Source organism: Amycolatopsis sp. MtRt-6 (assembly GCF_017308975.1).
Classification (GTDB): domain Bacteria; phylum Actinomycetota; class Actinomycetes; order Mycobacteriales; family Pseudonocardiaceae; genus Amycolatopsis.
The window spans coordinates 256,209-278,791 of record NZ_JADWPD010000001.1 but is presented as its reverse complement, the minus strand read 5'-3'; the positions used below and the strand labels follow the sequence as shown (position 1 = coordinate 278,791).

At 70.7% G+C, this 22,583-nt stretch carries 22 protein-coding genes; 15 read left to right on the top strand and 7 right to left on the bottom strand.

Going from position 1 to position 22,583, the window contains the following annotated elements; genetic code table 11:
• Positions 1 to 10: 10 nt before the first annotated feature.
• Positions 11 to 757, bottom strand: a complete 747-nt coding sequence (locus I4Q55_RS01430) for a FadR/GntR family transcriptional regulator (protein ID WP_206784166.1) — start codon at positions 755 to 757, stop codon at positions 11 to 13.
• 66 nt (positions 758 to 823) lie between these two features.
• Here I4Q55_RS01430 and I4Q55_RS01425 point away from each other — a divergent pair, with 66 nt between their 5' ends.
• The 8 genes from I4Q55_RS01425 to I4Q55_RS01390 are packed head-to-tail and all read left to right on the top strand — an operon-like array spanning position 824 to position 9,111.
• Complete coding sequence (locus I4Q55_RS01425; protein WP_206784165.1) at positions 824 to 2,314, top strand: ABC transporter substrate-binding protein; 1,491 nt, start codon at positions 824 to 826, stop codon at positions 2,312 to 2,314.
• Positions 2,311 to 3,255, top strand: a complete 945-nt coding sequence (locus tag I4Q55_RS01420; RefSeq protein ID WP_206784164.1) for an ABC transporter permease — start codon at positions 2,311 to 2,313, stop codon at positions 3,253 to 3,255. Before I4Q55_RS01425 ends, I4Q55_RS01420 begins: the two co-directional genes overlap by 4 nt.
• Positions 3,255 to 4,061, top strand: a complete 807-nt coding sequence (locus tag I4Q55_RS01415; RefSeq protein WP_206784163.1) for an ABC transporter permease — start codon at positions 3,255 to 3,257, stop codon at positions 4,059 to 4,061. Before I4Q55_RS01420 ends, I4Q55_RS01415 begins: the two co-directional genes overlap by 1 nt.
• Positions 4,058 to 4,789, top strand: coding sequence for an ABC transporter ATP-binding protein (locus tag I4Q55_RS01410; RefSeq protein WP_206784162.1), 732 nt, complete (start codon positions 4,058 to 4,060; stop codon positions 4,787 to 4,789). The genes I4Q55_RS01415 and I4Q55_RS01410 overlap by 4 nt, the downstream gene beginning before the upstream one ends.
• Positions 4,786 to 5,559 (top strand): ABC transporter ATP-binding protein, encoded by a 774-nt coding sequence (locus tag I4Q55_RS01405; RefSeq protein ID WP_206784161.1) that lies wholly within the window; start codon positions 4,786 to 4,788, stop codon positions 5,557 to 5,559. Before I4Q55_RS01410 ends, I4Q55_RS01405 begins: the two co-directional genes overlap by 4 nt.
• Positions 5,552 to 6,964, top strand: a complete 1,413-nt coding sequence (locus I4Q55_RS01400) for an aldehyde dehydrogenase family protein (RefSeq protein ID WP_206784160.1) — start codon at positions 5,552 to 5,554, stop codon at positions 6,962 to 6,964. The genes I4Q55_RS01405 and I4Q55_RS01400 overlap by 8 nt, the downstream gene beginning before the upstream one ends.
• Positions 6,961 to 7,716: an SDR family NAD(P)-dependent oxidoreductase gene (locus I4Q55_RS01395; RefSeq protein WP_206784159.1), complete on the top strand. Its 756-nt coding sequence runs from the start codon at positions 6,961 to 6,963 to the stop codon at positions 7,714 to 7,716. The genes I4Q55_RS01400 and I4Q55_RS01395 overlap by 4 nt, the downstream gene beginning before the upstream one ends.
• A 9-nt stretch (positions 7,717 to 7,725) precedes the next feature.
• On the top strand, positions 7,726 to 9,111 hold the full coding sequence (locus I4Q55_RS01390) for an amidase (protein WP_206784158.1): 1,386 nt from the start codon (positions 7,726 to 7,728) through the stop codon (positions 9,109 to 9,111).
• 111 nt (positions 9,112 to 9,222) lie between these two features.
• Here I4Q55_RS01390 and I4Q55_RS01385 read toward each other — a convergent pair whose 3' ends face one another.
• The gene (locus I4Q55_RS01385; protein ID WP_206784157.1) at positions 9,223 to 10,074 is read right to left on the bottom strand and encodes a CoA ester lyase; all 852 of its coding nucleotides are present in this window, start codon (positions 10,072 to 10,074) and stop codon (positions 9,223 to 9,225) included.
• Positions 10,071 to 11,141, bottom strand: a complete 1,071-nt coding sequence (locus tag I4Q55_RS01380) for a CoA ester lyase (protein ID WP_206784156.1) — start codon at positions 11,139 to 11,141, stop codon at positions 10,071 to 10,073. Before I4Q55_RS01380 ends, I4Q55_RS01385 begins: the two co-directional genes overlap by 4 nt.
• Positions 11,142 to 11,563: 422 nt before the next feature.
• Between I4Q55_RS01380 and I4Q55_RS01375 the strand changes: the two genes are divergently transcribed.
• Genes I4Q55_RS01375 through I4Q55_RS01365 form a run of 3 tightly spaced genes read left to right on the top strand, consistent with a single transcriptional unit; the run spans position 11,564 to position 13,819 of the window.
• Complete coding sequence (locus I4Q55_RS01375; RefSeq protein WP_206784155.1) at positions 11,564 to 12,214, top strand: hypothetical protein; 651 nt, start codon at positions 11,564 to 11,566, stop codon at positions 12,212 to 12,214.
• Positions 12,215 to 12,224: 10 nt separating this feature from the next.
• Positions 12,225 to 12,875 (top strand): SDR family oxidoreductase, encoded by a 651-nt coding sequence (locus I4Q55_RS01370; protein WP_206784154.1) that lies wholly within the window; start codon positions 12,225 to 12,227, stop codon positions 12,873 to 12,875.
• Positions 12,872 to 13,819: a ribose-phosphate pyrophosphokinase gene (locus I4Q55_RS01365; protein WP_206784153.1), complete on the top strand. Its 948-nt coding sequence runs from the start codon at positions 12,872 to 12,874 to the stop codon at positions 13,817 to 13,819. Before I4Q55_RS01370 ends, I4Q55_RS01365 begins: the two co-directional genes overlap by 4 nt.
• Here the strand turns inward: I4Q55_RS01365 and I4Q55_RS01360 are convergent.
• Complete coding sequence (locus tag I4Q55_RS01360; protein ID WP_206784152.1) at positions 13,816 to 15,111, bottom strand: D-arabinono-1,4-lactone oxidase; 1,296 nt, start codon at positions 15,109 to 15,111, stop codon at positions 13,816 to 13,818. The two genes, I4Q55_RS01365 and I4Q55_RS01360, sit on opposite strands and share 4 nt — an antisense overlap.
• A gap of 86 nt (positions 15,112 to 15,197) precedes the next feature.
• Between I4Q55_RS01360 and I4Q55_RS01355 the strand changes: the two genes are divergently transcribed.
• Entirely contained in the window at positions 15,198 to 16,382 is a 1,185-nt protein-coding gene (locus I4Q55_RS01355) for an amino acid deaminase/aldolase (RefSeq protein ID WP_206784151.1), read from the top strand.
• 54 nt (positions 16,383 to 16,436) lie between these two features.
• Here I4Q55_RS01355 and I4Q55_RS01350 read toward each other — a convergent pair whose 3' ends face one another.
• Positions 16,437 to 17,084, bottom strand: a complete 648-nt coding sequence (locus I4Q55_RS01350; RefSeq protein ID WP_206784150.1) for a TetR/AcrR family transcriptional regulator — start codon at positions 17,082 to 17,084, stop codon at positions 16,437 to 16,439.
• A gap of 130 nt (positions 17,085 to 17,214) precedes the next feature.
• Between I4Q55_RS01350 and I4Q55_RS01345 the strand changes: the two genes are divergently transcribed.
• Positions 17,215 to 18,531: a GH1 family beta-glucosidase gene (locus I4Q55_RS01345; protein ID WP_206784149.1), complete on the top strand. Its 1,317-nt coding sequence runs from the start codon at positions 17,215 to 17,217 to the stop codon at positions 18,529 to 18,531.
• A complete protein-coding gene (locus I4Q55_RS01340) occupies positions 18,524 to 19,789 on the top strand; it encodes an MFS transporter (protein WP_206784148.1) in 1,266 nt (421 codons plus the stop codon). Before I4Q55_RS01345 ends, I4Q55_RS01340 begins: the two co-directional genes overlap by 8 nt.
• A gap of 323 nt (positions 19,790 to 20,112) precedes the next feature.
• On the opposite strand, the gene I4Q55_RS01335 is transcribed toward I4Q55_RS01340, so the two are convergent.
• Both I4Q55_RS01335 and I4Q55_RS01330 read right to left on the bottom strand, forming a co-directional pair.
• Positions 20,113 to 20,529 carry a hypothetical protein gene (locus I4Q55_RS01335; protein ID WP_206784147.1) on the bottom strand — a complete coding sequence of 139 codons (417 nt, stop codon included), beginning with the start codon at positions 20,527 to 20,529 and terminating at the stop codon, positions 20,113 to 20,115.
• 12 nt (positions 20,530 to 20,541) lie between these two features.
• Positions 20,542 to 20,880 (bottom strand): hypothetical protein, encoded by a 339-nt coding sequence (locus tag I4Q55_RS01330; RefSeq protein WP_043788781.1) that lies wholly within the window; start codon positions 20,878 to 20,880, stop codon positions 20,542 to 20,544.
• Between the two features lie 305 nt (positions 20,881 to 21,185).
• On the opposite strand from I4Q55_RS01330, the gene I4Q55_RS01325 reads away from it, so the two are divergent.
• Positions 21,186 to 22,571 (top strand): helix-turn-helix transcriptional regulator, encoded by a 1,386-nt coding sequence (locus tag I4Q55_RS01325; protein ID WP_206784146.1) that lies wholly within the window; start codon positions 21,186 to 21,188, stop codon positions 22,569 to 22,571.
• Positions 22,572 to 22,583: the final 12 nt, after the last annotated feature.

Sequence of the window (22,583 nt, the reverse complement as noted above, 5' to 3'; positions counted from 1 at the left end):
GCGGCCGAGTCTATGGCCGCAGCAAGGGCGCGAGCAGCGGGCGTTGCCCGGCAGGCACGTATTCGGCGTAGTTGTCGTACAACGCCTGCTTCGCCAGGTGGGCCGCGCCGCCGCCGTCGGCCGCGCGGATCGCGTCCAGGACCTCCGCGTGGTGGGCGAGCCACGCGCGCATCAGCGACGTCCGGTTGCTGGCGTGCTCGAGCTTGTCCTCGATCAGTTCGAGCACGACCCCGCGCACGACTTCTTCGCTGACGACCAGCAGGGGGTTGCGGGAGATGCGCGCGATCACCTCGTGGAAGGCGACGTCGGCGCGGCTGAACTCGGCATAGCCGCGCGAGACGCCTTCGCGCATCGACTCCAGGGCCGCGTCGAGGCCGGTGAGGTCGGCTTCGGTGCGGAGCTCGGCCGCGAGCAGGTGGGCCGAGCCGTCGAGGATCATCCGGAACTGCAGCAGCTCGGCGAGGCCGACGTGGTCGGCGCGCGCGAGCCGGTGCATCGACCGGTGCAGCGCGGCGGGCGAGGCGGCCAGCACCTCCGGCCCGCGCGGGTCGCCCGGCCGCGACCGGATCATCTCGGCCGCCTGCAGCACGCGCAGGGCTTCGCGGATCGTGGAGCGGCCGACGCCGAACTGCGTCATCAGCTCGCGCTCGCTCGGCAGGCGTTCCCCCGGCTTGAGCTCGCCGCTGATCACGGCCTGCTCGATCTGCTCGACGACCCGCTCGTACGCGCGGACCGGAGCCACCGGTTCGAACCGCATCCCTTGACCTCGTCGTCCGCTCGGTGCAGGCTACTGGTCAGACCAGTGTACTTACCTGGAGGCCGAATGAAAGCCCGGATTCCCCTGGTGGCAGCGGCGCTGCTACTCGTGGTGTCCGGCTGCTCGGCCGGCTCGTCGGCCAGTGTTTCCGCTGGCCCGGACACACTTTCCGTCGGCTTCACGGCGGAGCCGGCGAACTTCGACTTCACCCGCACCGACGGCGCCGCCATCCCGCAGGCCTTGCTCTACAACGTCTACGAAGGACTGGTGAAGCTCGACGCGCAGGGCCGGATCGTGCCGCTGCTCGCGCAGTCGTGGACGATCAGCCCGGACCGGAAGACCTACGACTTCAAGCTCCGCGACGGCGTCAAGTTCAGCAACGGCGCGCCCTTCACCGCCGAAGACGTCAAGTTTTCGCTGTTGCGCGTGAAGACCGCCTGGACGATCTCGATCAAGTCCACGATGGACGTCGTCGACCACGTCGACGTCGTCGCGCCGGACCACGCGCGGGTGGTGCTGTCGAAGCCGTCCAACGGCTGGCTGTTCAGCCTGACCAGCAGGCTCGGCGCGATGTTCAGCCCGACCGGCGTCGCCGACCTGGCGAACAAGCCCGTCGGCACCGGCCCGTACGTCGTTTCGGCGCGCAAGCGCGGCGACTCCGTGGTGCTCAAGGCGAATCCCGCGTACTGGGGCCGGAAACCGGCGTACTCGACGGTCGTCCTCAAGTACATCAAGGACCCGACCGCGCTGAACAACGCGTTGTTCAGCAACGGCATCGACGTCATCGCCGCGATCACCGCGCCCGACTCGGTCCCGCAGTTCCAGGCCGACGACCGGTTCCAGGTCGTCCAGGGCACGACGAACAGCGAAGTCACGCTGGCCATGAACAACGCGCGGCCGCCGCTGAACGACGTCCGCGTGCGCCAGGCCCTGACGTACGCGATCGACCGGAAGGCGTTGCTGGACACGGCGTGGGCCGGCCGCGGCACGCTGATCGGCAGCATGGTCCCGCCGACGGACCCCTGGTACGAGGACCTGTCGAACGCTTACCGGTTCGATCCCGCGCGGGCCGAGGCGCTGCTGTCCGAAGCCGGCGTGACGAACCTGAACCTGCGGCTGCGGATCCCGAACCTGCCGTACGCGGTGTCGGCCGCGCAGGTCGTCCAGTCGCAGCTCGCCGACGTCGGCGTGCGGACCACGATCGAGCCCCTCGACTTCCCGGCGGTGTGGCTGAAGCAGGTGTTCACCGACCACGACTACGACCTGTCGATCATCCAGCACGTCGAGGCGCGGGACATCACGACGTTCGGGAAGCCCAAGTACTACTGGGGTTACGACAACAAGCGCGTCCAGCAGCTGCTCGCCGAGGCCGACAGCGGGACGCCGGAGCAGCAGGTCGCCGACATGAAGCAGGTGGCGCGGCAGCTGAGCGCCGACGCGGCCGCGGACTGGCTGTTCCTGTTCCCCAACGTGATCGCCGCGAAGACGAAGGTCGGCGGGTTCGTGCGGAACCAGGTCAGCGAGTCGTTCGACCTCACCGGGCTGGCGCCGCGATGACGGCCAGGGTGCTGCGCCGGGTGGCGATCTTCGTGGTCAGCGTGCTGGCCGCGTCGATCGTCGTGTTCCTGTTCATGGCCGTGCTGCCGGGCGACCCCGCGCAGGTCGCGCTCGGCGTCAACGCGACACCGGAGCTGCTCGCCAGGACCCGCGCGGAGTTCGGCATCGACCGCCCGCTGGTCACGCAGTACTTCGACTGGATCGGCGGGGTGCTGCACGGCGACTTCGGCCGCTCGTACGTCACGCGGGACGCCATCGGCCCGCAGCTGCTCGACCGCCTCGGCGTCACGCTGTGGCTGGTCGGCGCCGGGATGCTGGTGGCGCTGGTGATCGCCGTGCCGGCCGGGACGTTCGCCGCGGTGCGCCACCGGAAGGCGACCGGCGCGACCGTCTCGGGCCTGTCGCAGATCGGCGTCGCGATCCCCGCGTTCCTCGCCGGGATCATCCTCGTGCAGATCTTCGCCGTGCAGCTGCGGTGGCTGCCGTCGGGCGGGTGGACACCGCCGGACCAGGACGCGGGGGAGTTCGTCCGCGGGCTGATCCTCCCGGCGTTGTCACTGGGGCTGGTGCAGGGCGCGGTGCTCACGCGCTACGTCCGGTCGGCGGTGCTCGACACGCTCGGCCAGGACTACCTGCGCACCGCGCGGTCGAAGGGCCTGCGGCCGGGGCAGGCGCTGGTGCGCCACGGCCTGCGCAACGCGTCGGTGCCCGTGGTCACCGTGCTCGGCCTGCAACTGGCGACGCTGCTGATCGGCGCCGTCGTCGTCGAGCGCGTGTTCGTGCTGCCGGGACTGGGGTCGATGCTGCTGGACGCCGTCTCCGCGCGTGACCTGCTGACCGTGCAGGGGATCGTGCTCGTGCTGGTGGCCGGCGTGCTGCTGGTCAACTTCGTCGTCGACGTCCTCTACACCGTGCTCGACCCGAGATTGCGGGGTTCGTGATGCGCAATCTCGTCGTCGGCGGGGTGCTCGTCGGCCTGGTCGTGGTGGCCGCGCTGCTGTCGTTCGCGTGGACGCCGTTCGACCCGGTGAAGGTCGACGCGACCCACCGGCTGCTCGGCTTCACCGGCTCGCACTGGTTCGGCACCGACAAGTTCGGCCGCGACCTGCTGAGCCAGCTCATGGTCGGCGCGCGGACCACGTTGTACGTCGGGGTCGTCGCCGTCGGCATCGCCGCGGTGGTCGGCACACCGCTGGGCATCCTCGCCGGGATGTCGCCGCGGTGGCTCGGCGAGTTCGTCATGCGCGTCAACGACCTCGTGCTCGCGTTCCCCGCGCTGCTGCTGGCGATCATGTTCGGCGCGGTGTTCGGGGCGGACACGCTGACGGCGATGGTCGCCATCGGCATCGCCACGATCCCGTCGTTCGCCCGGATCGCCCGGTCCGGGACGCTGCAGGTGATGAGCACGGAGTTCGTGCTCGCGGCCCGCGCGGGCGGCCGGTCGCGGCTGAACATCGCGCTCCGGCACGTGCTGCCGAACATCTCCGGCCTGCTGATCGTGCAGGCGTCGGTGTCGTTCGCGATCGCCGTGCTCGCCGAAGCGGCGTTGTCGTTCCTCGGGTTCGGGACGCGGCCGCCGACGCCGTCGTGGGGCCGGATGCTGCAGGAGTCCCAGGAACTCCTGACCGTCCAGCCGCGGCTGGCGCTGGTGCCGGGCATCGCGATCGCCGTCGCCGTGCTCGGCTTCAACCTCCTCGGCGACGGCCTCCGCGACCGCCTGGACCCCCGATTGGCGGCCCGCGTATGACGCTTTCGGTGCGTGGCCTCAGCGTGTCGTCGCTCGTTCGCGACGTGTCCTTCGAGATCGGCGCGGGTGAGCGCGTCGGCCTGATCGGCGAGTCCGGCTCCGGGAAGTCGCTGACGGCGTTGTCGATCATGGGCCTGCTGCCCGAGGAGCTGCCCGCGTCGGGGTCGATCCGGCTGGGTGACCGCGAGCTGCTCGGAATGTCCGAAAAGGACCTATCGCGGCTGCGCGGCGACGAGCTGGCCATGGTGTTCCAGGAGCCGATGACGGCGTTGAACCCGGCCATGCGCGTCGGGCGCCAGGTCACCGAGCCCGGCCGCGTCCACGGCCGCCGGCACCGCGCGGAAGAGCTTCTCGGCGCCGTGGGCCTGCCGGGCACGGCCCGCGCGTACCCGCACCAGCTGTCCGGCGGGCAGCGGCAGCGGGTCGTGCTCGCGATGGCGCTGGCCAACGAGCCGTCGCTGCTGATCTGCGACGAGCCGACGACGGCTCTGGACGTCACCGTCCAGGCCCAGATCCTCACCCTCATCAAGACGTCGTTGCCCGCCGAAAGCGCGTTGCTGTTCATCACGCACGATCTCGCCGTCGTGGCTTCGGTGTGCGAGCGCGTGCTCGTGATGCTGGACGGCGAGATCGTCGAAGCGGGCTCCACGCGCGAAGTGCTGACGCAGCCTTCGCACGAGTACACCCGGAAGCTGCTGGCCGCCTCGGACCTGGAGGCCCGGCGATGAGCATCATCGAAGTCCGCGACCTCGAACGCCGCTACGCCCGCCGGGACGTCCACGCGTTGCGGGGCGTCAGCTTCGACGTCGAGGCCGGGCAGCGGTTCGGCATCGTCGGCGAGTCCGGCTCGGGGAAGTCCACGCTGGTCCGGCTGCTCGCCGCGCTCGACAAGCCGACCGCGGGCACGGTCTCGTTCCAGGGCAAGCGCATCGACAACCTGCCGGAACGCCGGCTCGGCTTCCTGCGCTCGGAACTGCAGATCGTCTTCCAGGACCCGATGGGCTCGCTCGACCCGCGGATGCGTGTCCTGGACATCGTTTCCGAGCCGATCGGCCACCGGGAGCCGGACCGCGTCACCGAGCTGCTCGCCGCCGTCGGCCTGCCCGCCGACGCCGCCCAGCGCTATCCGCACCAGTTCTCCGGCGGCCAGCGGCAGCGGATCTCGATCGCCCGCGCCCTCGCGCCGAACCCGAGCGTGCTGATCGCCGACGAGCCGGTCAGCGCCCTCGACGTCTCCGTGCGCGGCCAGATCCTCGACTTGCTCGGCTCGCTGGTGGACCAGTTCGCGCTCACGCTGGTCTTCGTGTCGCACGACCTCGGCGTCGTCCGGCACGTCTGCGACCGGGTCGCCGTGCTGCGCCGCGGCGAGCTCGTCGAGCTGGGTGACGTGGCGCAGGTCTACGACGCGCCGCAGCACGAGTACACGCGGGAACTTCTGAAAGCCGCGCCGAACCTGCGCGCGGAACTGGCCCGGCTGCGCGGAGGTGACGATGCCTGAGTACCCGGACGGCCTGCCGATCGGCGGCGGCTGGGTGTCCACTGTGGATGCCGAAGAAATCGTTTTCCCGTACGACGGGAGCGTCATCGGGACCGCGCCGGTCGGCACGCCGGAGCTGGCTCGTCAGGCTGTGGACGAAGCCGTCGCCGTTGCGCGCGAAGTGGCTTCGCTTCCTTCGCGGGTCCGTCGTGCCCTGCTCAACGACGTCGCTGCTGCTCTCGCGGCCCGTCGCTCCGAGTTCGAAGACCTGCTCGTCCTGGAGACCGGCAAGCCGTTGGTCGATTGCCGCGTCGAGGTCGCGCGCACGATCGTCACCTGGGAAGCCGCCGCCGAAGAGGTGTCGCGGCTGCACGGCGAGACCGTGCCCCTCGACCTGCTGCCCGCGGGCGACGGCCTGGTCGGGTTCTGGAAACGCAAGCCGATCGGCGTGGTCGTCGGCATCGCGGGCTTCAACTACCCGCTGCTGCTGGCGTCGCACAAGATCGCGCCGGCCATCGCCGCCGGCTGTCCGGTGATCGTCAAGCCGGCACCGCAGACACCGCTGGCCACCCTGTGGCTGGTGCACCTGGTCCGGTCGTTCGCGCCGATCGCCGCGCTGGTCCAGCTGGTCACCGGCGACGCCGCGGTGGGTGCCGCGCTGACGACCGACCGCCGGATCGGCGCGGTCTCGTTCACCGGCTCGGCCGCGGTCGGCCACCGCATCGCGCGCGACGCGGCGCCGACGAAGACGTTGCTGGAGCTGGGTTCGAACGCCGCGTTGGTCGTCGCTTCGGATGCGGACCTGGACGCCGCCGTGGACGCCGTGCTGCGCGGCGGGTTCTACGCGTCCGGGCAGGCGTGCATCTCGGTGCAGCGGGTCCTGGTCGTCGCGCCGGTGGCCGCGGAGTTCACCGAACGGCTGCTGGCGCGCCTGGACGAAGTCGTCGTCGGCGATCCGCGGGACGAGAAGACGCGGGTGTCCGCGCTGATCGATCCAGCCTCCACCGCGCGCGTCGCCGCGTGGATCGAGAAGTCCGGCGCGCGCCGGGTCGGCGGGGGTGTCGAGGGCACGGTGTTAAGGCCGACCGTCCTCCTCGACGTCCCGGACGGCGTCGAAGCCTGGGACGAGGAGATCTTCGGCCCGGTCGTCTGCGTGCGCACGGTGTCCGATGTGGACGAAGCCTTCGCGGCGGTGAACGCGTCCCGCTACGGCCTCCACGCCAGCGTCTACAGCACGTCGCTGAACACGGCCTTCCGCGCGTTGGACGAGCTGGAAGTCGGCGGCGTCGTGATCAACGAGGTGCCCGGCTTCCGGTCGGACACCATGCCCTACGGCGGCGTGAAGGACTCCGGCATCGGCCGCGAGGGACCGCGGTTCGCCGTCGAGGAACTGACCGTGACGAGGATGGCGGTGCTGCGCCCGTGAATTACTCGACGTTGTTCCGGCTGGACGGACGGCGGGCCGTCGTGCTCGGCGCGGGCGGTATCGGCCGCGAAGCCGCCCGGGCGCTGGCCGCGCACGGCGCCGACGTGGTGTGCGCGGACCGCGATGTCGAAGCCGCGCGCGAGGCCGGTGTCGGCGAGGCGTACGAACTCGACCTGCTCGAACCGGGCGCCCTCGACAAGGCGGCGTCCGACCTCGGACCGCAGGACGTCGTCGTGCTGACCGCCGCGACGAACGTCCGCAAGCGGCTGCTCGACTACACGCGGGAGGAGTTCGACCGCGTCCTCGCGCTGAACCTCGGCGTGACGTTCGAGGTGGTCCGCGTGTTCGGCGCCGACATGGTCGCGCGCGGGCGCGGCAGCATCATCGGCTTCTCGTCGATCCGCGGCACGACCGTCGAGCCCGGCCAGGGCCCGTACGCGGCGACGAAAGCGGGGCTCGTCCAGCTGTTCCGCACGGCGGCGGCGGAGTTCGGCCCGGCCGGCGTCCGGGTCAACGCGATCGCGCCCGGCGTCGTCGAGACCCCGCTGACCGCGCAGATCAAGGCGAACCCGGAGTGGTATGCCGCGTATGCGACGAAGGGCGCGTTGGGCCGCTGGGCGCGTCCGGACGAGCTGGCCGGAGCCGTCGTGTACCTCGCTTCGGACGCTTCGTCGTTCGTGACCGGCTCAGTGCTGGCGGTGGACGGTGGCTGGACCGCCGTCGACGGCCGCTTCGACCCGCCTGCCTCGTGAGGAGCGCGCATGACCGAGCTACCTGACCTGACCGCCGTCGAGCTCGTCGCGCAGTACCGCGCGAAGACGCTCTCGCCGGTCGAGGTGACCGAAGCCGTTCTCGCCCGCATCGAAGCGCGAGAGCCGGAGCTGCACGCGTTGTACGCGTACGACCCTTCGGGCGCGCGTGACGACGCGAAGGCGGCCGAAGCCCGCTGGGCGGCCGGCGAACCGCTGGGCCCGATCGACGGCGTCCCGCTCACCCTGAAGGAGAACATCGCGACCCGCGGCACGCCGGTGCCGCTGGGCACGGCGGCGACCGCGCTGGTGCCGGCCGCCGAGGACGCCCCGGCGGCCGCGCGGGTCCGCGAGTCCGGCGCCGTCCTGCTGGCCAAGACGACCATGCCGGACTACGGGATGCTGACGTCCGGGCTGTCGAGCTTCCACACCACGGCCCGCAACCCGTGGCTGCCCTCGGCCACACCGGGCGGGTCCAGCGCGGGCGCCGGCGCCGCGGCGGCCGCGGGCTACGGCCCCCTGCACGTCGGCACGGACATCGGCGGCTCGATCCGGCTGCCCGCGGGCTGGTGCGGCCTGGCCGGGCTGAAGCCGAGCTTCGGCCGGGTGCCGGTCGACCCGCCGTTCCTCGGCCGCGTCGCCGGCCCGATGACCCGCACGGTCGCCGACACGGCGTTGCTGATGAGCGTGCTCTCGCGCCCGGACCCGCGTGACCACCTGTGCCTGCCGCCGTCGGACCTGGACTGGCTTTCGCTGGATCTCCCGGTCGCCGGTCTGCGCGTCGGCCTGCAGCTCGACGCCGGGGTGGGGCTCCCGGTGGACCCGGCGATCCGCGACGCCGTCACCGCGGCGGCCCGGGCGTTCGAAGCGGCGGGCGCGGTCGTCGAGCCGGTCGAGCCGTTCCTGACCCGCGGCATGCTCGAGGGCCTCGACACCTTCTGGCGCACGCGCGCCTGGTCGGACCTGGCAGCGCTGCCGCCGGACCGCCGCGCGAAGGTCCTCCCGTACATCGCGGACTGGGCGGCGGGCGGGGCGACCGCGTCCGGCGTGGACGTCTACCGCGGCTTCGCCCAGATCGACGTGATGAGCGTGGCGGCCCTGCGCGCGACCTCGGCGTTCGACGTCGTGCTGTCCCCGGCCTGCCCGGTCGCCGCGCCGCCGGCGGAGTGGGCGTCGCCGACGAACGACCCGGCCCGGCCGTTCGAGCACATCGCGTTCACCGTGCCGTACAACATGTCCGGCCAGCCCGCGGCGTCGGTGAACTGCGGGTACACCGACGACGGCCGGCCGATCGGCCTCCAGATCGCCGGCCGCCGCTTCGACGACCTGGGTGTCCTCCGCGTGGCGGCGGCCTACGAACGGCTCCGCCCGCCGCAGCGTCCCTGGCCGGTCGGGTAGGGAAGAAGTTCCGGACCTTCGGCGAAGCAGGGGTGGACCTCGGTCCCGTCCCGGGCGGCCGCGGAGGTCAGTGCCGAGTGGACGGACGCGCTGCCGCAGTGAGCCGGTGATTCAGCCCTTGACCGCCTCCGCCAGCGCCAGCACCCGCCGCGCGGTGTCGACGTGCAGGTTCTCGATCATCCGGCCGTCCACCGTCACGACGCCCTTTCCGGACGCCTGCGCTTCCTCGAAGGCCTCGATGATCCGCCGCGACCAGTCGATCTCCTTCTCCGACGGCGCGAAGACCCGGTTGCACGGCTCGACCTGCGCCGGGTGGATCAGCGTCTTGCCGTCGAAGCCGTACTGGCGGCCCTGCTCGCACTCGGCTTCGAAACCGGCGAGGTCCTTCACGTCGTTGTAGACGCCGTCCAGGATCACGCGACCGGTCGCCCGTGCCGCCAGCAGGCACAGCGAGAGGCCGCCCAGCAACGGGCCGCGGCCCGGGACGTGCTCCGCGTGCAGCTCCTTGGCCAGGTCGTTCGTGCCCATCACCAGCACGGTCAGCCGCTCGGACGCCGCCGCGATCTCCTCGGCGTGCAGCATCGCGACCGGTGTCTCGACCATCGCCCAGATCTTCGTGTGGTCCGGCGCCCCGCCGAGCTCCAGCGCGCGCTCGATGTTGTGCACCTCGGCCGCCGAGTTCACCTTCGGCACGACCACCGCGGCCGGGCCGGCCGACGCGGCCGCGCGCAGGTCGGCGTCGTGCCACTGGGTGTCCAGGCCGTTGACCCGGATCGTCACTTCCTTGGCACCGTAGTCACCGACGGCCGCACACACGCGCTCGCGGGCGGCTTCCTTGGCGTCGGGGGAGACGGCGTCCTCGAGGTCGAGGATCAGCGCGTCCGCCGGGATCGTCTTGGCCTTCTCCAGCGCGCGTTCGTTCGCGCCGGGCATGTACAGCACCGAACGGCGGGGCGTGGTCATCCGAGGGCCTCCTTGGTGGCCGCGTCGTAGGCCGCGGCGAGTTCGGGGTCGTCCGCCGCGAGGGCGTCGGCCAGTTCGGCGACCACGCGGCACTGCTTCACCGACGCGTCGTCCTGCATCTTCCCGTCGATCATCACCGCGCCCGTGCCGTCGCCCATCTCGGCGATCACCCGGCGCGCCCAGGCCACATCGGACGGCGACGGCGAGAACACCTTCTTCGCGATGTCGATCTGCACCGGGTGCAGGCTCCACGCGCCGACGCAGCCGAGCAGGAACGCGTTGCGGAACTGGTCCTCGCACGCGACGACGTCGCGGATGTCCCCGAACGGCCCGTAGTACGGCAGGATCCCGTGCATCGCGCACGCGTCGACCATCCGCGCCACCGTGTAGTGCCAGAGGTCCTGCTGGTAGGTCGTCCGGCCCGCGGTCAGGTCGTCGCCGGTCGGGTCGGTGCGCACCAGGTAGCCGGGGTGCCCGCCGCCCACCCGGGTCGTCTTCATGCGACGGCTCGCGGCCAGGTCGGCCGGGCCGAGCGAGATGCCCTGCATGCGCGGGCTCGCGCCGGCGATCTCCTCCACATTGGCCACGCCGCTCGCGGTCTCGAGGATGGCGTGCACCAGCAGCGGCCTGGTCAGCCCGGCGCGCGCCTCGAGCTGGGCCAGCAGCCGGTCGACGTAGTGGATGTCCTGCGCGCCCTCGACCTTCGGCACCATGATGACGTCGAGCTTGTCGCCGATCTCGGTGACCAGCGTGACCAGGTCGTCGAGCACCCACGGCGAGTCCAGGCTGTTGACGCGCGTCCACAGCTGCGTCTTCCCGAAGTCGTTCGCCTTGGCGATCGCGACCAGCCCGGCCCGCGCGGCCTCCTTGCGGTCGGCGCGGACGGCGTCTTCGAGGTTCCCGAGCAGGACGTCGACCTTCTTCGCGATGTCCGGCACCTTGGCCGCCATCTTCTCGTTGCCGGGGTCGAAGAAGTGGATCATCCGGGACGGCGTCACCGGGATCTCCCGCACGGGGGCGGGCGCGCCCAGGGCGAGCGGGGCGAAGAAGTCCTTCGGGGAGCGCATCGGTCCTCCACTGCGGCGACTAAGTGACTGGTCGGTAACTTTAGTCGCGCACGGGCGTGACCGCTGCGGCGCAAGTCACGGCCATGTGGGTGACGACGGACCTTCGCAGCTCAGCGGACCGCGTCCACTGTGGATTTTCCCCCTATTGCGCCGAACGGGCTAGCAGGACCCTGTTTGCCCGATCGTGCCGCGGGTAATCGCCTATGGGCGGACCGTAGTGCCACTCACCCCGCGATCACTCGGTTGGCCGCACCGTTCGACCGAAGTCCGATGACCGCCTACCGACCGGTCATCGACCGCTGGGCGCCGCCGATCGCAGCCACTCGCACTACCCGGCGACGCCGCGCCGCCGCGCTGTTAGACAGATGAGGTGCCGGTTTCCCCCGGTCACGAAGCGGTGCAGGTTTGAAGGAGGCGGACTCGTGGCGGCTACACCTCAGAACACCGAGCGCTCGACGGTCGCCGGTGGCGCGAAGCGCAGCCGGTCGATGCCGAGCCGCGTGGTGCCGCCGATCGAGCTCCCCGCGAGCGTCGACGAGCTCGCCCGCGCTGCCGCCGCCCAGCTGGGCTGGAACGGCGTCGTCCTGCCCGAGACCACGATCCTCGGCCGCAAGGTCTGCGTGGTCGCCAAGCTCCGCACCGACGTGCACGCCGAACGCATCGCGATGGGTGCCGGCCCGGTGGCCGACCGCGCCACCGTCGACACCTGGACCTGGCCGGAGCTGGCCGGAACCGCCCCCGCCCCGGCCGCCGAGATCGTCGGCGTCCTGGCCGTCGCGCGCCACTGGCGCACCGCGATGGCCTCCGCGGTTCCGTTCGCCCGCTACGGCGAGGCCGCGATGGTTCTCCCGTCGCCGGCGATCCTCACCGAGGACTACGTCGGCAACTGCCTGCCGCGCGCCCGCGCGTACGGCCTCGCCGTCGTGACCGCCGACCCGAACGCGGTCGTCGACCTCGACCTCGAGGGCCGCACCGAGCGTGTCGTGCTGGCCGAAGACCCGATCTCCCGCCTGGTCAACGAGCTGGTCTACGACCACCTGCTCCGCACCGCGGAGGCACCCGCTTCGCACTAGGGTCGGCTCCATGCGAGTCGTCATTGCAGGTGGACACGGTCAGATCGCGCTGCGGCTGGAGCGGCTGCTCGCCGCGCGCGGTGACGAAGCGGTCGGGATCGTCCGGAACCCCGCCCACGTGGCGGACCTCGAAGCCGCCGGTGCCCAGGCCGTCGTGCTCGACCTGGAGAACTCCGATGTGGACGCCGTCGCCGAAGTCCTGAAGGGCGCCGACGCCGCCGTGTTCTCGGCCGGCGCGGGCCCGGGCAGCGGTACCGCCCGCAAGGACACTGTGGACCGAGGTGCGGCGGCGCTGTTCGCCGAAGCGGCCGAGCGGGCCGGCGTCCGGCGGCACATCCAGGTCGGTTCGATCGGCGCCGACAACCCGGAGAACCCGGACGTCACCGAGGAATTCCGGCACTACCTGCGCGCTAAGCGCGCGGCGGAGGACGACCTCAAGGCCCGCGACCTCGACTGGACGATCCTCCGGCCCGGCTCGCTGACCGACGACCCCGGCACCGGCCTCGTCCTGCTGGCCGAGAACACCGGGCGCGGCCCGATCCCGCGCGACGACGTCGCCGCCGTGCTCGTCGGCCTGCTCGACACCCCCGCTTCCATCGGCCGCACCCTGACGCTGATCTCCGGTGAGGCCGCCATCGGCGAGGCGATCTCCGCACTGTGAACGACACGTCGAGAGAGATCGCCGTCTTCAGCGGCAGCGCGCACCCCGAGCTGGCCGAAGAGATCTGCCGGCACCTCGGCGTGCCACTGCGGCCGGTCGAGATCCAGCGGTTCGCCAACGACTGCCTCGAGGTGCAGCTGCAGGCCAACTGTCGCGAGCGGGACGTCTTCATCATCCAGCCACTGGTCAAGCCGGTGCAGGAGCACCTCGTCGAGCTGCTGCTGATGCTCGACGCGGCGCGCGGCGCGTCGGCGTCCCGCATCACCGCCGTCATGCCGCACTACTCGTACGCGCGATCGGACAAAAAGGACGCACCGCGCATCTCCATCGGCGGCCGCCTGGTCGCCGATCTGCTGGTGACCGCCGGGGCGAGCCGCGTGCTCGCGATGACCCTGCACTCGCCGCAGGTGCACGGCTTCTTCAGCGTCCCGGTCGACCACCTGCACGCGCTGCAGGAGCTGGCCAAGCACTTCCGCCAATACGACCTTTCGCGCGCCACCGTCGTCTCGCCCGACCTGGGCAACGCGAAGGAGGCGTCGCACTTCGCGCGGCTCCTCGGCGTCCAGGTCGCGGCCGGGGCGAAGGAACGCTTCCCGGACGACCGCGTCCAGATCACCTCGGTCATCGGCGAGATCACCGGCCGGGACGTGATCGTGCTCGACGACGAGATCGCCAAGGGCAGCACGGTGCTCGAACTGCTCGACCGGCTGGCCGAGCTGCGGCCGCGCTCGATCCGCGTCGCCTGCACGCACGGGCTGTTCGCGGCGAAGGCCATCGAGCGCATCGGCAGCCGGCCGGAGGTGCTGGAGATCGTCTGCACCAACACGGTCCCGGTGCCCGAGGAGGAGCGCACCGAAAAGCTGAAGATCCTGTCGATCGCGCCGGCGATGGCCGAGGCGATCCGCCGGATCCACAACGGCGAATCGGTGTCCGCGCTGTTCTAGGCCGGGCCGAGCACCCGGTCCAGGTAGGTGTTGGCGAAGACGCCGCTCGGGTCGGTTTCCTTGCGCACGCGCAGGAAGTCGTCGAAGTGCGGGTAGCGCGAGCGGAGGACGCCGGCGTCGAGGTCGTGCATCTTGCCCCAGTGCGGGCGGCCGCCGACGGCGCCGGCGATCTTCTCGAACGCGCCGAAGTACTCGCGGTAGGGCATGCCGACGAACTGGTGGATGGCGATGTAGGCGGAGTCGCGGCCCTGCGCGGTCGACAGCCAGATGTCGTCGGCCGCGGCGACCCGCACCTCGACCGGGAACATCACCGGGTCCTTCAGCTTCGGCACCAGCGCGCGCAGCTCGGCGAGCACGTCGAGGACGGATTCGCGGGGCACCGCGTACTCGGTCTCGGTGAAGCGGACGTTCCGCGCGGTGACGAAGACGCGGTGCGAGAGGTCGCTGTACTCGCGGGCGGAGAGGGCGTTCGACGCGAAGCTGCCGAGCGACGGCACGAGCTTCGGCATCAGCCGTCCGGCCCGGCAGAGCCCGCCGAAGGCGACGTTCTCCATGATCTGGTAGTCGACGAACTCCCGGACCTTGCTCAGCGGCTGCGCCACCTCGGTCCGGTTGTTGCGCTTGACCAGGGCGTTCTTGCCGTAGGGGAACCAGTAGAACTCGAAGTGCTCGTTGTCGTCGGCGAAGTCGTGGAAGCCCTCGAGGACCTGCTCCAGCGGCTCCGGGCGTTCCTGCGCGCGCAGGACGAAGGCCGGTTCGCAGTTGAGCGTCACCGTGGTGATCACGCCGATCGCGCCGAGCCCGACGCGGGCGGCGGCGAAGAGGTCGGGTTTTTCGTCGGCCGAACAGGTGACGAGCGAGCCGTCCGCGAGGACGAGTTCGAGCGCGACGACCTGCGTCGCGATGCCGCCGAGCTTCGCGCCGGTGCCGTGCGTGCCGGTGGAAATCGCGCCGGCGATGGTCTGTGCGTCGATGTCGCCGAGGTTGGTCATGGCCAGCCCGAGCGCGTCGAGCGCGGCGTTGAGCTCCCGGATCGTCGTGCCCGAGCGGACGGTGACGTGCCCGGTCTCGAGGTCGGCGCGCTCGATGCCGGTCCAGTGCCGCAGGTCGAGCGCGTCGGAGTCGGCGGCGGCGATGGCGGTGAAGGAGTGCCCGCTGCCCCAGGGCCGCACGGTCCGGCCGGCCGTGGCGACGCGCTCGACGGCCGCCGCGATCTCAGCCGCGGTGCGCGGCTGGTGAACGTGCTGGGGCGAGGCGGACGCCGTGCCCGCCCAGTTGGTCCACCGGGTCATCCGCGCGCACCCTTCATAGTCGAGTGCCCGAAACAGTAAGTGAATAGTATTCGCGTTTCAAGCCTTCGTGTCGTACTTTAGACCTCGTGACCAGTGCGACGGTGTACGACTTGGCGACCAAGGACCTCGATCCCCCCTTGGCCGTGGTCGACTTGTCGGCGTTCGACGCGAACGCCGCCGACCTGCGGCGCCGCGCGGCGGGCAAGCCCATCCGCGTCGTCAGCAAGTCGGTGCGCTGCCGCGCGCTGCTGGAGCGGGCGCTGACGATGCCGGGCTTCGAGGGCCTGATGTGCTACTCGCTGGCGGAAGCGGTCTGGCACGTCGAGCAGGGCACGACGGACGACATCGTCGTCGCCTACCCGACGGCCGACCACGAAGCCCTCCGCCGGCTGGCGGCGTCCGAGCGCGCCCGAGCGGCGATCGCGATCATGGTGGATTCACCCGCGCACCTCGACCTGGTGGACGCGGCCCTCGGCCACGGCCACGAGGAGATCCGCGTGTGCCTGGAGCTGGACGCGTCCTGGCGCCCCCTGCCGGGCATCCACGTCGGCACCCGCCGGTCGCCGGTGTTCACCCCGAAGCAGGCCTCGACGTTCGCCCGCCAGATCGTCGACCGTCCGGGTTTCCGCCTGGTGGGCGTGATGGCGTACGAAGGCCAGATAGCGGGCCTCGGCGACGCGGCGGGTCACCGCCTCAACCGGGCAGTGGTGGGCTGGATGCAACGACGGTCGGCGGCCGAGCTGGCCCGCCGCCGCGGCGAAGCGGTCCGGGCGATCCAGGAGGTGACGCCCCTGGAGTTCGTCAACGGAGGCGGAACGGGCAGCCTGGAGTCAACGGGCGCGGACGCGGTGGTCACGGAGATAGCGGCAGGCTCGGGCTTGATCGGCCCCACGCTCTTCGACGGCTACACGCGGTTCAGGCCCCGCCCGGCGGCGTTGTTCGCCCTGCCGGTGGTCCGCCGCCCGACCCGCAACATCGCCACGCTCTTTTCGGGCGGCTACATCGCCTCGGGCCCGACGGGCCCGTCCCGCCAGCCTGCGCCGTACTTGCCGAAGGGGCTGAAGTTCCTCGGCTTCGAGGGAGCGGGCGAGGTCCAGACGCCGGTAACGGGCCGAGCGGCCCGCACTCTCAAGCTGGGCGACCGGGTGTGGCTGCGGCACGCCAAGGCCGGCGAGCTGGCGGAGCGGTTCACGCACTACCACCTGGTGCTGGGCGACCGGGTGGAGCGAACGGTTCCGACGTACCGGGGCGAGCACCAGAACTTCGGCTGAAGCCACAGTGTTGTCCACAGCTGTGCATACCTGTGGACAACTTCTGTGGACAACCTAGGACTGCTCCCCGAACCGAGCCGCCAGGTACCCCTTCACCACGTACTTCGCCTCAGCGACGATCTTCTCGTCCCCGCTCGGCTCCCGCCGGAACGCCAGCTTCATCAGCGCGTCGGCCACCTCGTTGGCGATCGTGATCGCGAACTGCAGGTCTTCCACCGGCCGGTCGACCTGCTTGGCCACCAGCTCCGTCAGCGAGTCCACGATCACCGCGTTGTTGTCGCGGGTCTCGTCGAGCAGCTGGCGGTCGATGATGTCGCCGAAGTGGACCTTGGAAAACCCCGGCACCGTCCGGTGCATCTCCAGGTAGATGTCGAGGATCGAGTCCACGACGTCCCACCAGTGCTCGGGGCCGAGCTGCTTCAGCCGCTCGTTCACCGCGCCCACGAAGCGCTCCAGGTTGCGGGCCGTGAGCGCTTGCACCACCGCTCGCTTGTCCGGGAAGAACTGGTACAGCGAACCCACCGCGACGCCCGCCCGCTTGGCGATCAACGTCGTTGTCAGCGCGTCGTAACCGAGCTCGTCGATCAACGCCGCGCTCGCGTCGAGCATCTGCTCGACCCGCTTCGCACTACGCTGCTGAACCGGCTGGCGGCGTAAGGGGGTGGCTTCTGCCGGCACCTTCGCGGCCTGGCTGTCGGACACGGCGCTCCTCCTCGTCTGATCTGGGACTTTATCGTGCCGACGGGCTTCCCCACGGACGAGTGAAGACCTAGTATATGAGAACTTTTCATGTTCACCCGTACGGGTGCCCTGACGAAGGGGTCAGCAGCCGGTGCAGAACCCGACCTTCCCGTCCGACTTCCTCTGGGGTGTTTCGACATCGGCGTTCCAGATCGAAGGTGCCACCAGCGAAGGTGGGCGCGGACCGTCCATCTGGGACACGTTCACCGCGACCGAGGGCAAGATCGCTCGCGGTGAGCATGCCAACGTAGCCGCCGACCACTACCACCGCTACCCCGAAGACATCGCGCTGATGGCGGAACTCGGCATCGGCGCCTACCGGATGTCCATTGCCTGGCCCCGGATCCAGCCCGACGGCAAGGGCGCGCCCAACCCCGAAGGCCTCGGCTTCTACGACAAGCTCATCGACGCCGTCTGCGAAGCCGGCATCGCGCCCGCCGTCACGCTCTACCACTGGGACACCCCGCAGGCCATCGAAGACGACGGCGGCTGGCTCGCCCGGGCGACCGCTGAGCGCTTCGCCGAGTACGCCCGGATCCTCGGAGAGCGCTTCGCCGATCGGGTGAAACTGTGGATTCCGCTCAACGAGCCGATGGTCATGTCCATCTTCGGCTACGGCATCGGCGAGTACGCGCCCGGCCGGATGCTCCTGCTCGACGCCATCCCGACCGCGCACCACCAGAACCTCGCCCACGGTCTCGCCGTCCAGGCCCTGCGCGCGGCCGGTGCCACGAACATCGGCACCGCCAACAACCACTCGCCCATCTGGCCCGCGGACGACGACGCGCAGGACGCGGCGGAATACCTCGACGCCCTGCTCAACCGGCTCTACGCCGACCCCATGCTGCTCGGCAGCTACCCCGAGCAGCTCCACCCCCACCTGCCCGCCGGGTTCGCCGACGACCTGCCTGCCATCGCGCAGCCGCTCGACTTTTACGGCATCAACTACTACGAACCGCAGGGTGTCGCGAAACCCGGGCCGGGCAACCCGCTGCCCTTCGAGCTGCGTGACATCGACGGCTACCCGATGACGACCAACGGCTCGCCGATCGTCCCGCACGCCCTGCGCGAACTGCTGCTCGGCTTCCACGACCGCTACCGCGAGAAGCTCCCGCCGATCCAGATCACCGAGAACGGCTGCAGCTTCGCCGACGAGGTCGCCGAGGACGGCGGGGTGCACGACCCCGAACGCATCGACTTCCTGCACGGCCACCTGGCCGCGCTGCGCGAGGCGATGGACGCCGGTGTCGACGTCCGTGGCTACTTCTGCTGGTCGCTGCTGGACAACTTCGAGTGGTCCAAGGGTTATGCGCCGCGCTTCGGCCTGGTGCACGTCGACTACGAGACCCTGCGGCGGACGCCGAAGGATTCGTTCCACTGGTACCGGAAGCTGGTGCGGAATGAGTGAAACGACCCGGGCCGACGCCCTCCCCGAGGCGCTCGCGGAACCGCTCGTGCGGGTGCGGCCCGGCTGGATGAGCCTGCTGTTCTTCGCGAACATCGCGCTCTGGCTGGGCATCTACGCGCCGATCCAGGTGCTGCTGCCGCAGCAGGCCGAGCTCCTCGACCAGGTGAACAAGGAGTTCGTGCTCGGCCTGGTGATGGGTGTCGGCGCGGTCGTGGCGCTGGTCGTCAACCCGGCCGTGGGGCTGCTGTCGGACCGGACGTGCTCGCGGTTCGGCCGTCGCCACCCGTGGACGGTGGCCGGCGCGGCGGTCGCCGCCGTCGGGCTGCTCGTCCTGGCGTTCGCGCCCAACGTGGCGCTGATGATCACCGGCTGGTGCCTCGTCCAGGCCGGGCTCAACGGCATGCTCGCGACGCTGATGTCCGCCATCGCCGACCGCGTCCCGGTCGGGCAGCGCGCGCAGGTCGGCGGGCTCGTCGGCATCGCGCAGATGCTCGGCACCGTGCTCGGCGCGGTCGTGGTCGTCGTGATGCTCGGCCTTGCCGGGCTGCCCTTGGCCTACGCCACCTGCGCCGGGATCGTCCTGGTCGGCGCCGCGTTCTTCGTCCTGCGGACGCCGGACGCGCGCCTGCCAGTCGAGTTCCGGCCGTCGTCCCAGGCCGGCGAGGTCATCCGCAACCTGTGGGTCTCGCCGCGGCGGTTCCCGGACTTCGCGTGGGCGTGGTCGTGCCACTTCATGATCAACCTCGGCAACGCGTTCGGGACGCTGTACCTGCTGTTCTTCCTCAAGGACGCGGTGCACCACCCGGACCCGGACACCGGGCTGCTCATCATGATGGCGCTCTACGGCCTCGCGCTCGTGGTGGGCGCGCTGCTCGCGGGGCACTTCTCCGACAAGTCCGGACGGCGCAAGCCGTACGTCCTCGTGGCGTCCGGGGTGATGGCTTTGGCCGCTTTGCTGCTCGTCGTCTGGCAGAGCTGGCCGGTCGCGCTCGCGGCGTCCCCGCTGCTCGGCGTCGGTTTCGGGGCGTACATGGCGGTCGCGCTGGCGATGCTGACGCAGGTGCTGCCGACGGCGCAGGACCGCGCGAAGGACCTGGGTGTCATCAACATCGCGAACTCGCTGCCGCAGGTGGTCGCCCCGCTGGTGACGCCGCTGGTGCTGACGTACCTCGGCGGGTACTCGGGACTCTTCGCGGCTTCGGCGGTCGCGACGCTCCTGGCCGCGGTGCTCGTGCTGCGCGTGAAGGCGGTTCGCTAGACGTGGAACCGCGGGCCGGTGCCGGTCGGGGGAGGGGAGTGCAACGGCACCGGCCCGCGGAATTCGAGGGCCGCTCACAGCGGGCTTACAGGTGGACCAGACCCTTGGTCCATGCTGTCTTCGTTGATCAATCTAGCCGGGGATTACCGCCTGGGCTAGGCCTAACGCGGAACTTTTTCGATTAATCGCGGTGGGGACCGGGTGTTGGCCGAGGACTGGTTCGCGCTGCTCGGGGGTGCGGGCGAAACAGTCCTCGGCCGGGGCGAGTGCCGACGCGGGTCCGATGGGGCGATCGGCCGGCCGCGGCTCGCCGGTTCAGGGGGTCAGGCCGTGACCGCTCGGCGCGGATTCACCAGCGCGTGGCGACCGGTGGTCTCGGCCGCGCTGGGCGCCGCCGGGCGGGCAGGGACCGGGCTCTTGCGGCGACCCTGCAGGCGGCTGTCCGTCGCGGACTGTTGCTGCGGGGCGAGGCCGCCGGCCACCAGGTGTTCGTGCGCGACCTGCCAGACCGAGCACGGCGCCTTGCAGCGGTGCCACCGGGTCGAGCAGGTCGGGCAGTCACCGCGCTCGTCGGGCTCGTGCATCTTCAGCATCGCGCGCCACGCCTCGGTCAACCGGGGCAGTTCGGAGCGCGCGACCGAGACGAGCGACTGGGCGTCGGCGCGGTTCGCCAGGTCGGTCAGCATGTCGAGGCGCTCCCAGACCGCGTTGCGGAGGACCTGCCCGAGTACCTGATCCATGTCAGCTCACCGTTACCTTTCCGCCATCTTGGCGGCTTCGTTGAGCGCGGCGCGCAGCTGTCCGAGCTGGCCGGACGTCAGCCGCGCGGTCTCACCGGGAGGCGAGACCAGTACCACCTGGTTGTCTTCGACGAACACCGTCACCGCCCGCTCGCGGCTGATGAGGTCGCCGCACTGCACGCGCCACACCAGCTGACCGCCCTCGTAGTGACGGACGCTCGCGGTGCGGGGATCCACCGCGGCGGCGGGCGTGACGGGGCGGACGGCGGAGACGGGAGAGACCGTCGCCGGCCGCACGGCGCGGGTCGCCGTGCCGGCATGTCCCCCTGCGAACGAGTCCACGAACTCCACGCCCTTCTCCGCTCTGTCGAAAGTCTCCGAAGATGCCTTCTGCAACATCCCCACGGTTTCCGTAGCTCTCCGTGATCGCTACCGGTGTGCGGCCGGTGACGGAGATCTGACAACTACAGTGAGGTGAAACCGAGTGCGATAGAAGGTGGAATCGGCGTCATAGCGGTGACTGGACTCGGTTCCACGGTAAACGGTCAGCGGACTTCGCCCGGACCGATCAGGGCACCAGTTCGGCTGTTCACACGGTTCCGCAGGTTTGCCTACGCTGTTTCACAGACGCCCGACCGGACAGTGGAGGGGGCGCGATGGACGCCAGTAACGGTGGCAGTGCCGACGCCCGGCAGAGCCACGCAGTTCCCGCTGACGCGTGGGAGCAGCCGGAGATGAGAACGGCTCTCGCGTCACGCGAGATCAGCGCCGTGTACCGGCTCCTGCGCAAGCACGGTGTCTCGCAGCGCCAGATCGCCGCGATGACCGGCCAGTCCCAGTCCGAGGTGTCGGAGATCCTCAAGGGTCGGCAGGTCATGGCCTACGACGTGCTCACGAGGATCGCCGACGGCCTGGGCGTGCCCCGTGGATACATGGGCCTCGCCTACGACGAGGCCACGGCGATACGGGTCGTCGGCTCCGCCGACGGCCAGCAGGCTGAGGAGGACGAGTCCGTGAAGCGACGGAGGTTCCTCGCGCACGCTGCCCAGGTCACGATGGGTGCGGCGGTGTTCGGTCCGGAATCGGGCACGTGGTCGGCCGGACCGGCCAGGACGCCGGCGCCCGGGCGCATCGGCATGACCGACGTCCGCCAGGTCGAAGCCGCGACGCGAGCGCTCCGGGCGCTGGACTACCAGTACGGCGGCGGGTTCTGCCGCGACGCCGTCGTCGCCCAGCTGTCCTGGGGACAGCAGATGCTCGAGGCGCACGGCACCGACCTGGTGAAGAACCGGCTGTACGTGGCGCTCGCCGACCTCCACTCGCTGGCCGGCTGGACCTCCTTCGACACCGGGCTGATGGACTCCGCCCGCGGTCACTTCGCGAACGCGCTGGACCTGGCGAAGCAGGGCGAGAACCACCCGCTGGTGGCCAACGTGCTCTACCGCATGGGCCGCGTCTACCTGCACCAGGACGCCCCGAATGACGCGCTGAAGCTCTTCCAGCTCGGCCAGATCGCCGCCCAGGAAAGCGGCTCCGAGCTGGCGGTCTCCGTGCTGTGCGCGAACGAGGCCTGGGCCTACGCGATGATGGGCAACGAAGAGCAGGCGGTGAAGCTGCTCGGCCGGAGCAAGGACGAGTTCGAGCGCGCCAACCTGGCCGAAGCCGAGTCGTGGGTCAAGTTCTTCAACGAAACCGACGTCTACGCCATGGTCGGCACCGTCCACACGGTCCTCGCGCAGAAGAACGCCGAGCACACCAAGTACGCCATCCCCGCGCTGACCAAGGCCGTGGAGTCCTACGACGACGAAATGGCCCGCTCCAAGACGTTCATGCTGAGCGCGCTCGCCACCAACCACCTGCTCGACGGCGACCTCGACCACGGCGCCAAGGTCGGCGGCAAGGCCATCGACTGCGCCGAGGGCATCAAGTCCGAGCGGGTCAAGGACCGGATGCGGCCCCTGCAGGAAGAAGCCGAGCGCCGCCGCAACAACGCCGACGCCCGTGACCTCGCCGACCGCCTCCACGCTTTCTACGCCGCTTAACCCCGAAGGCGC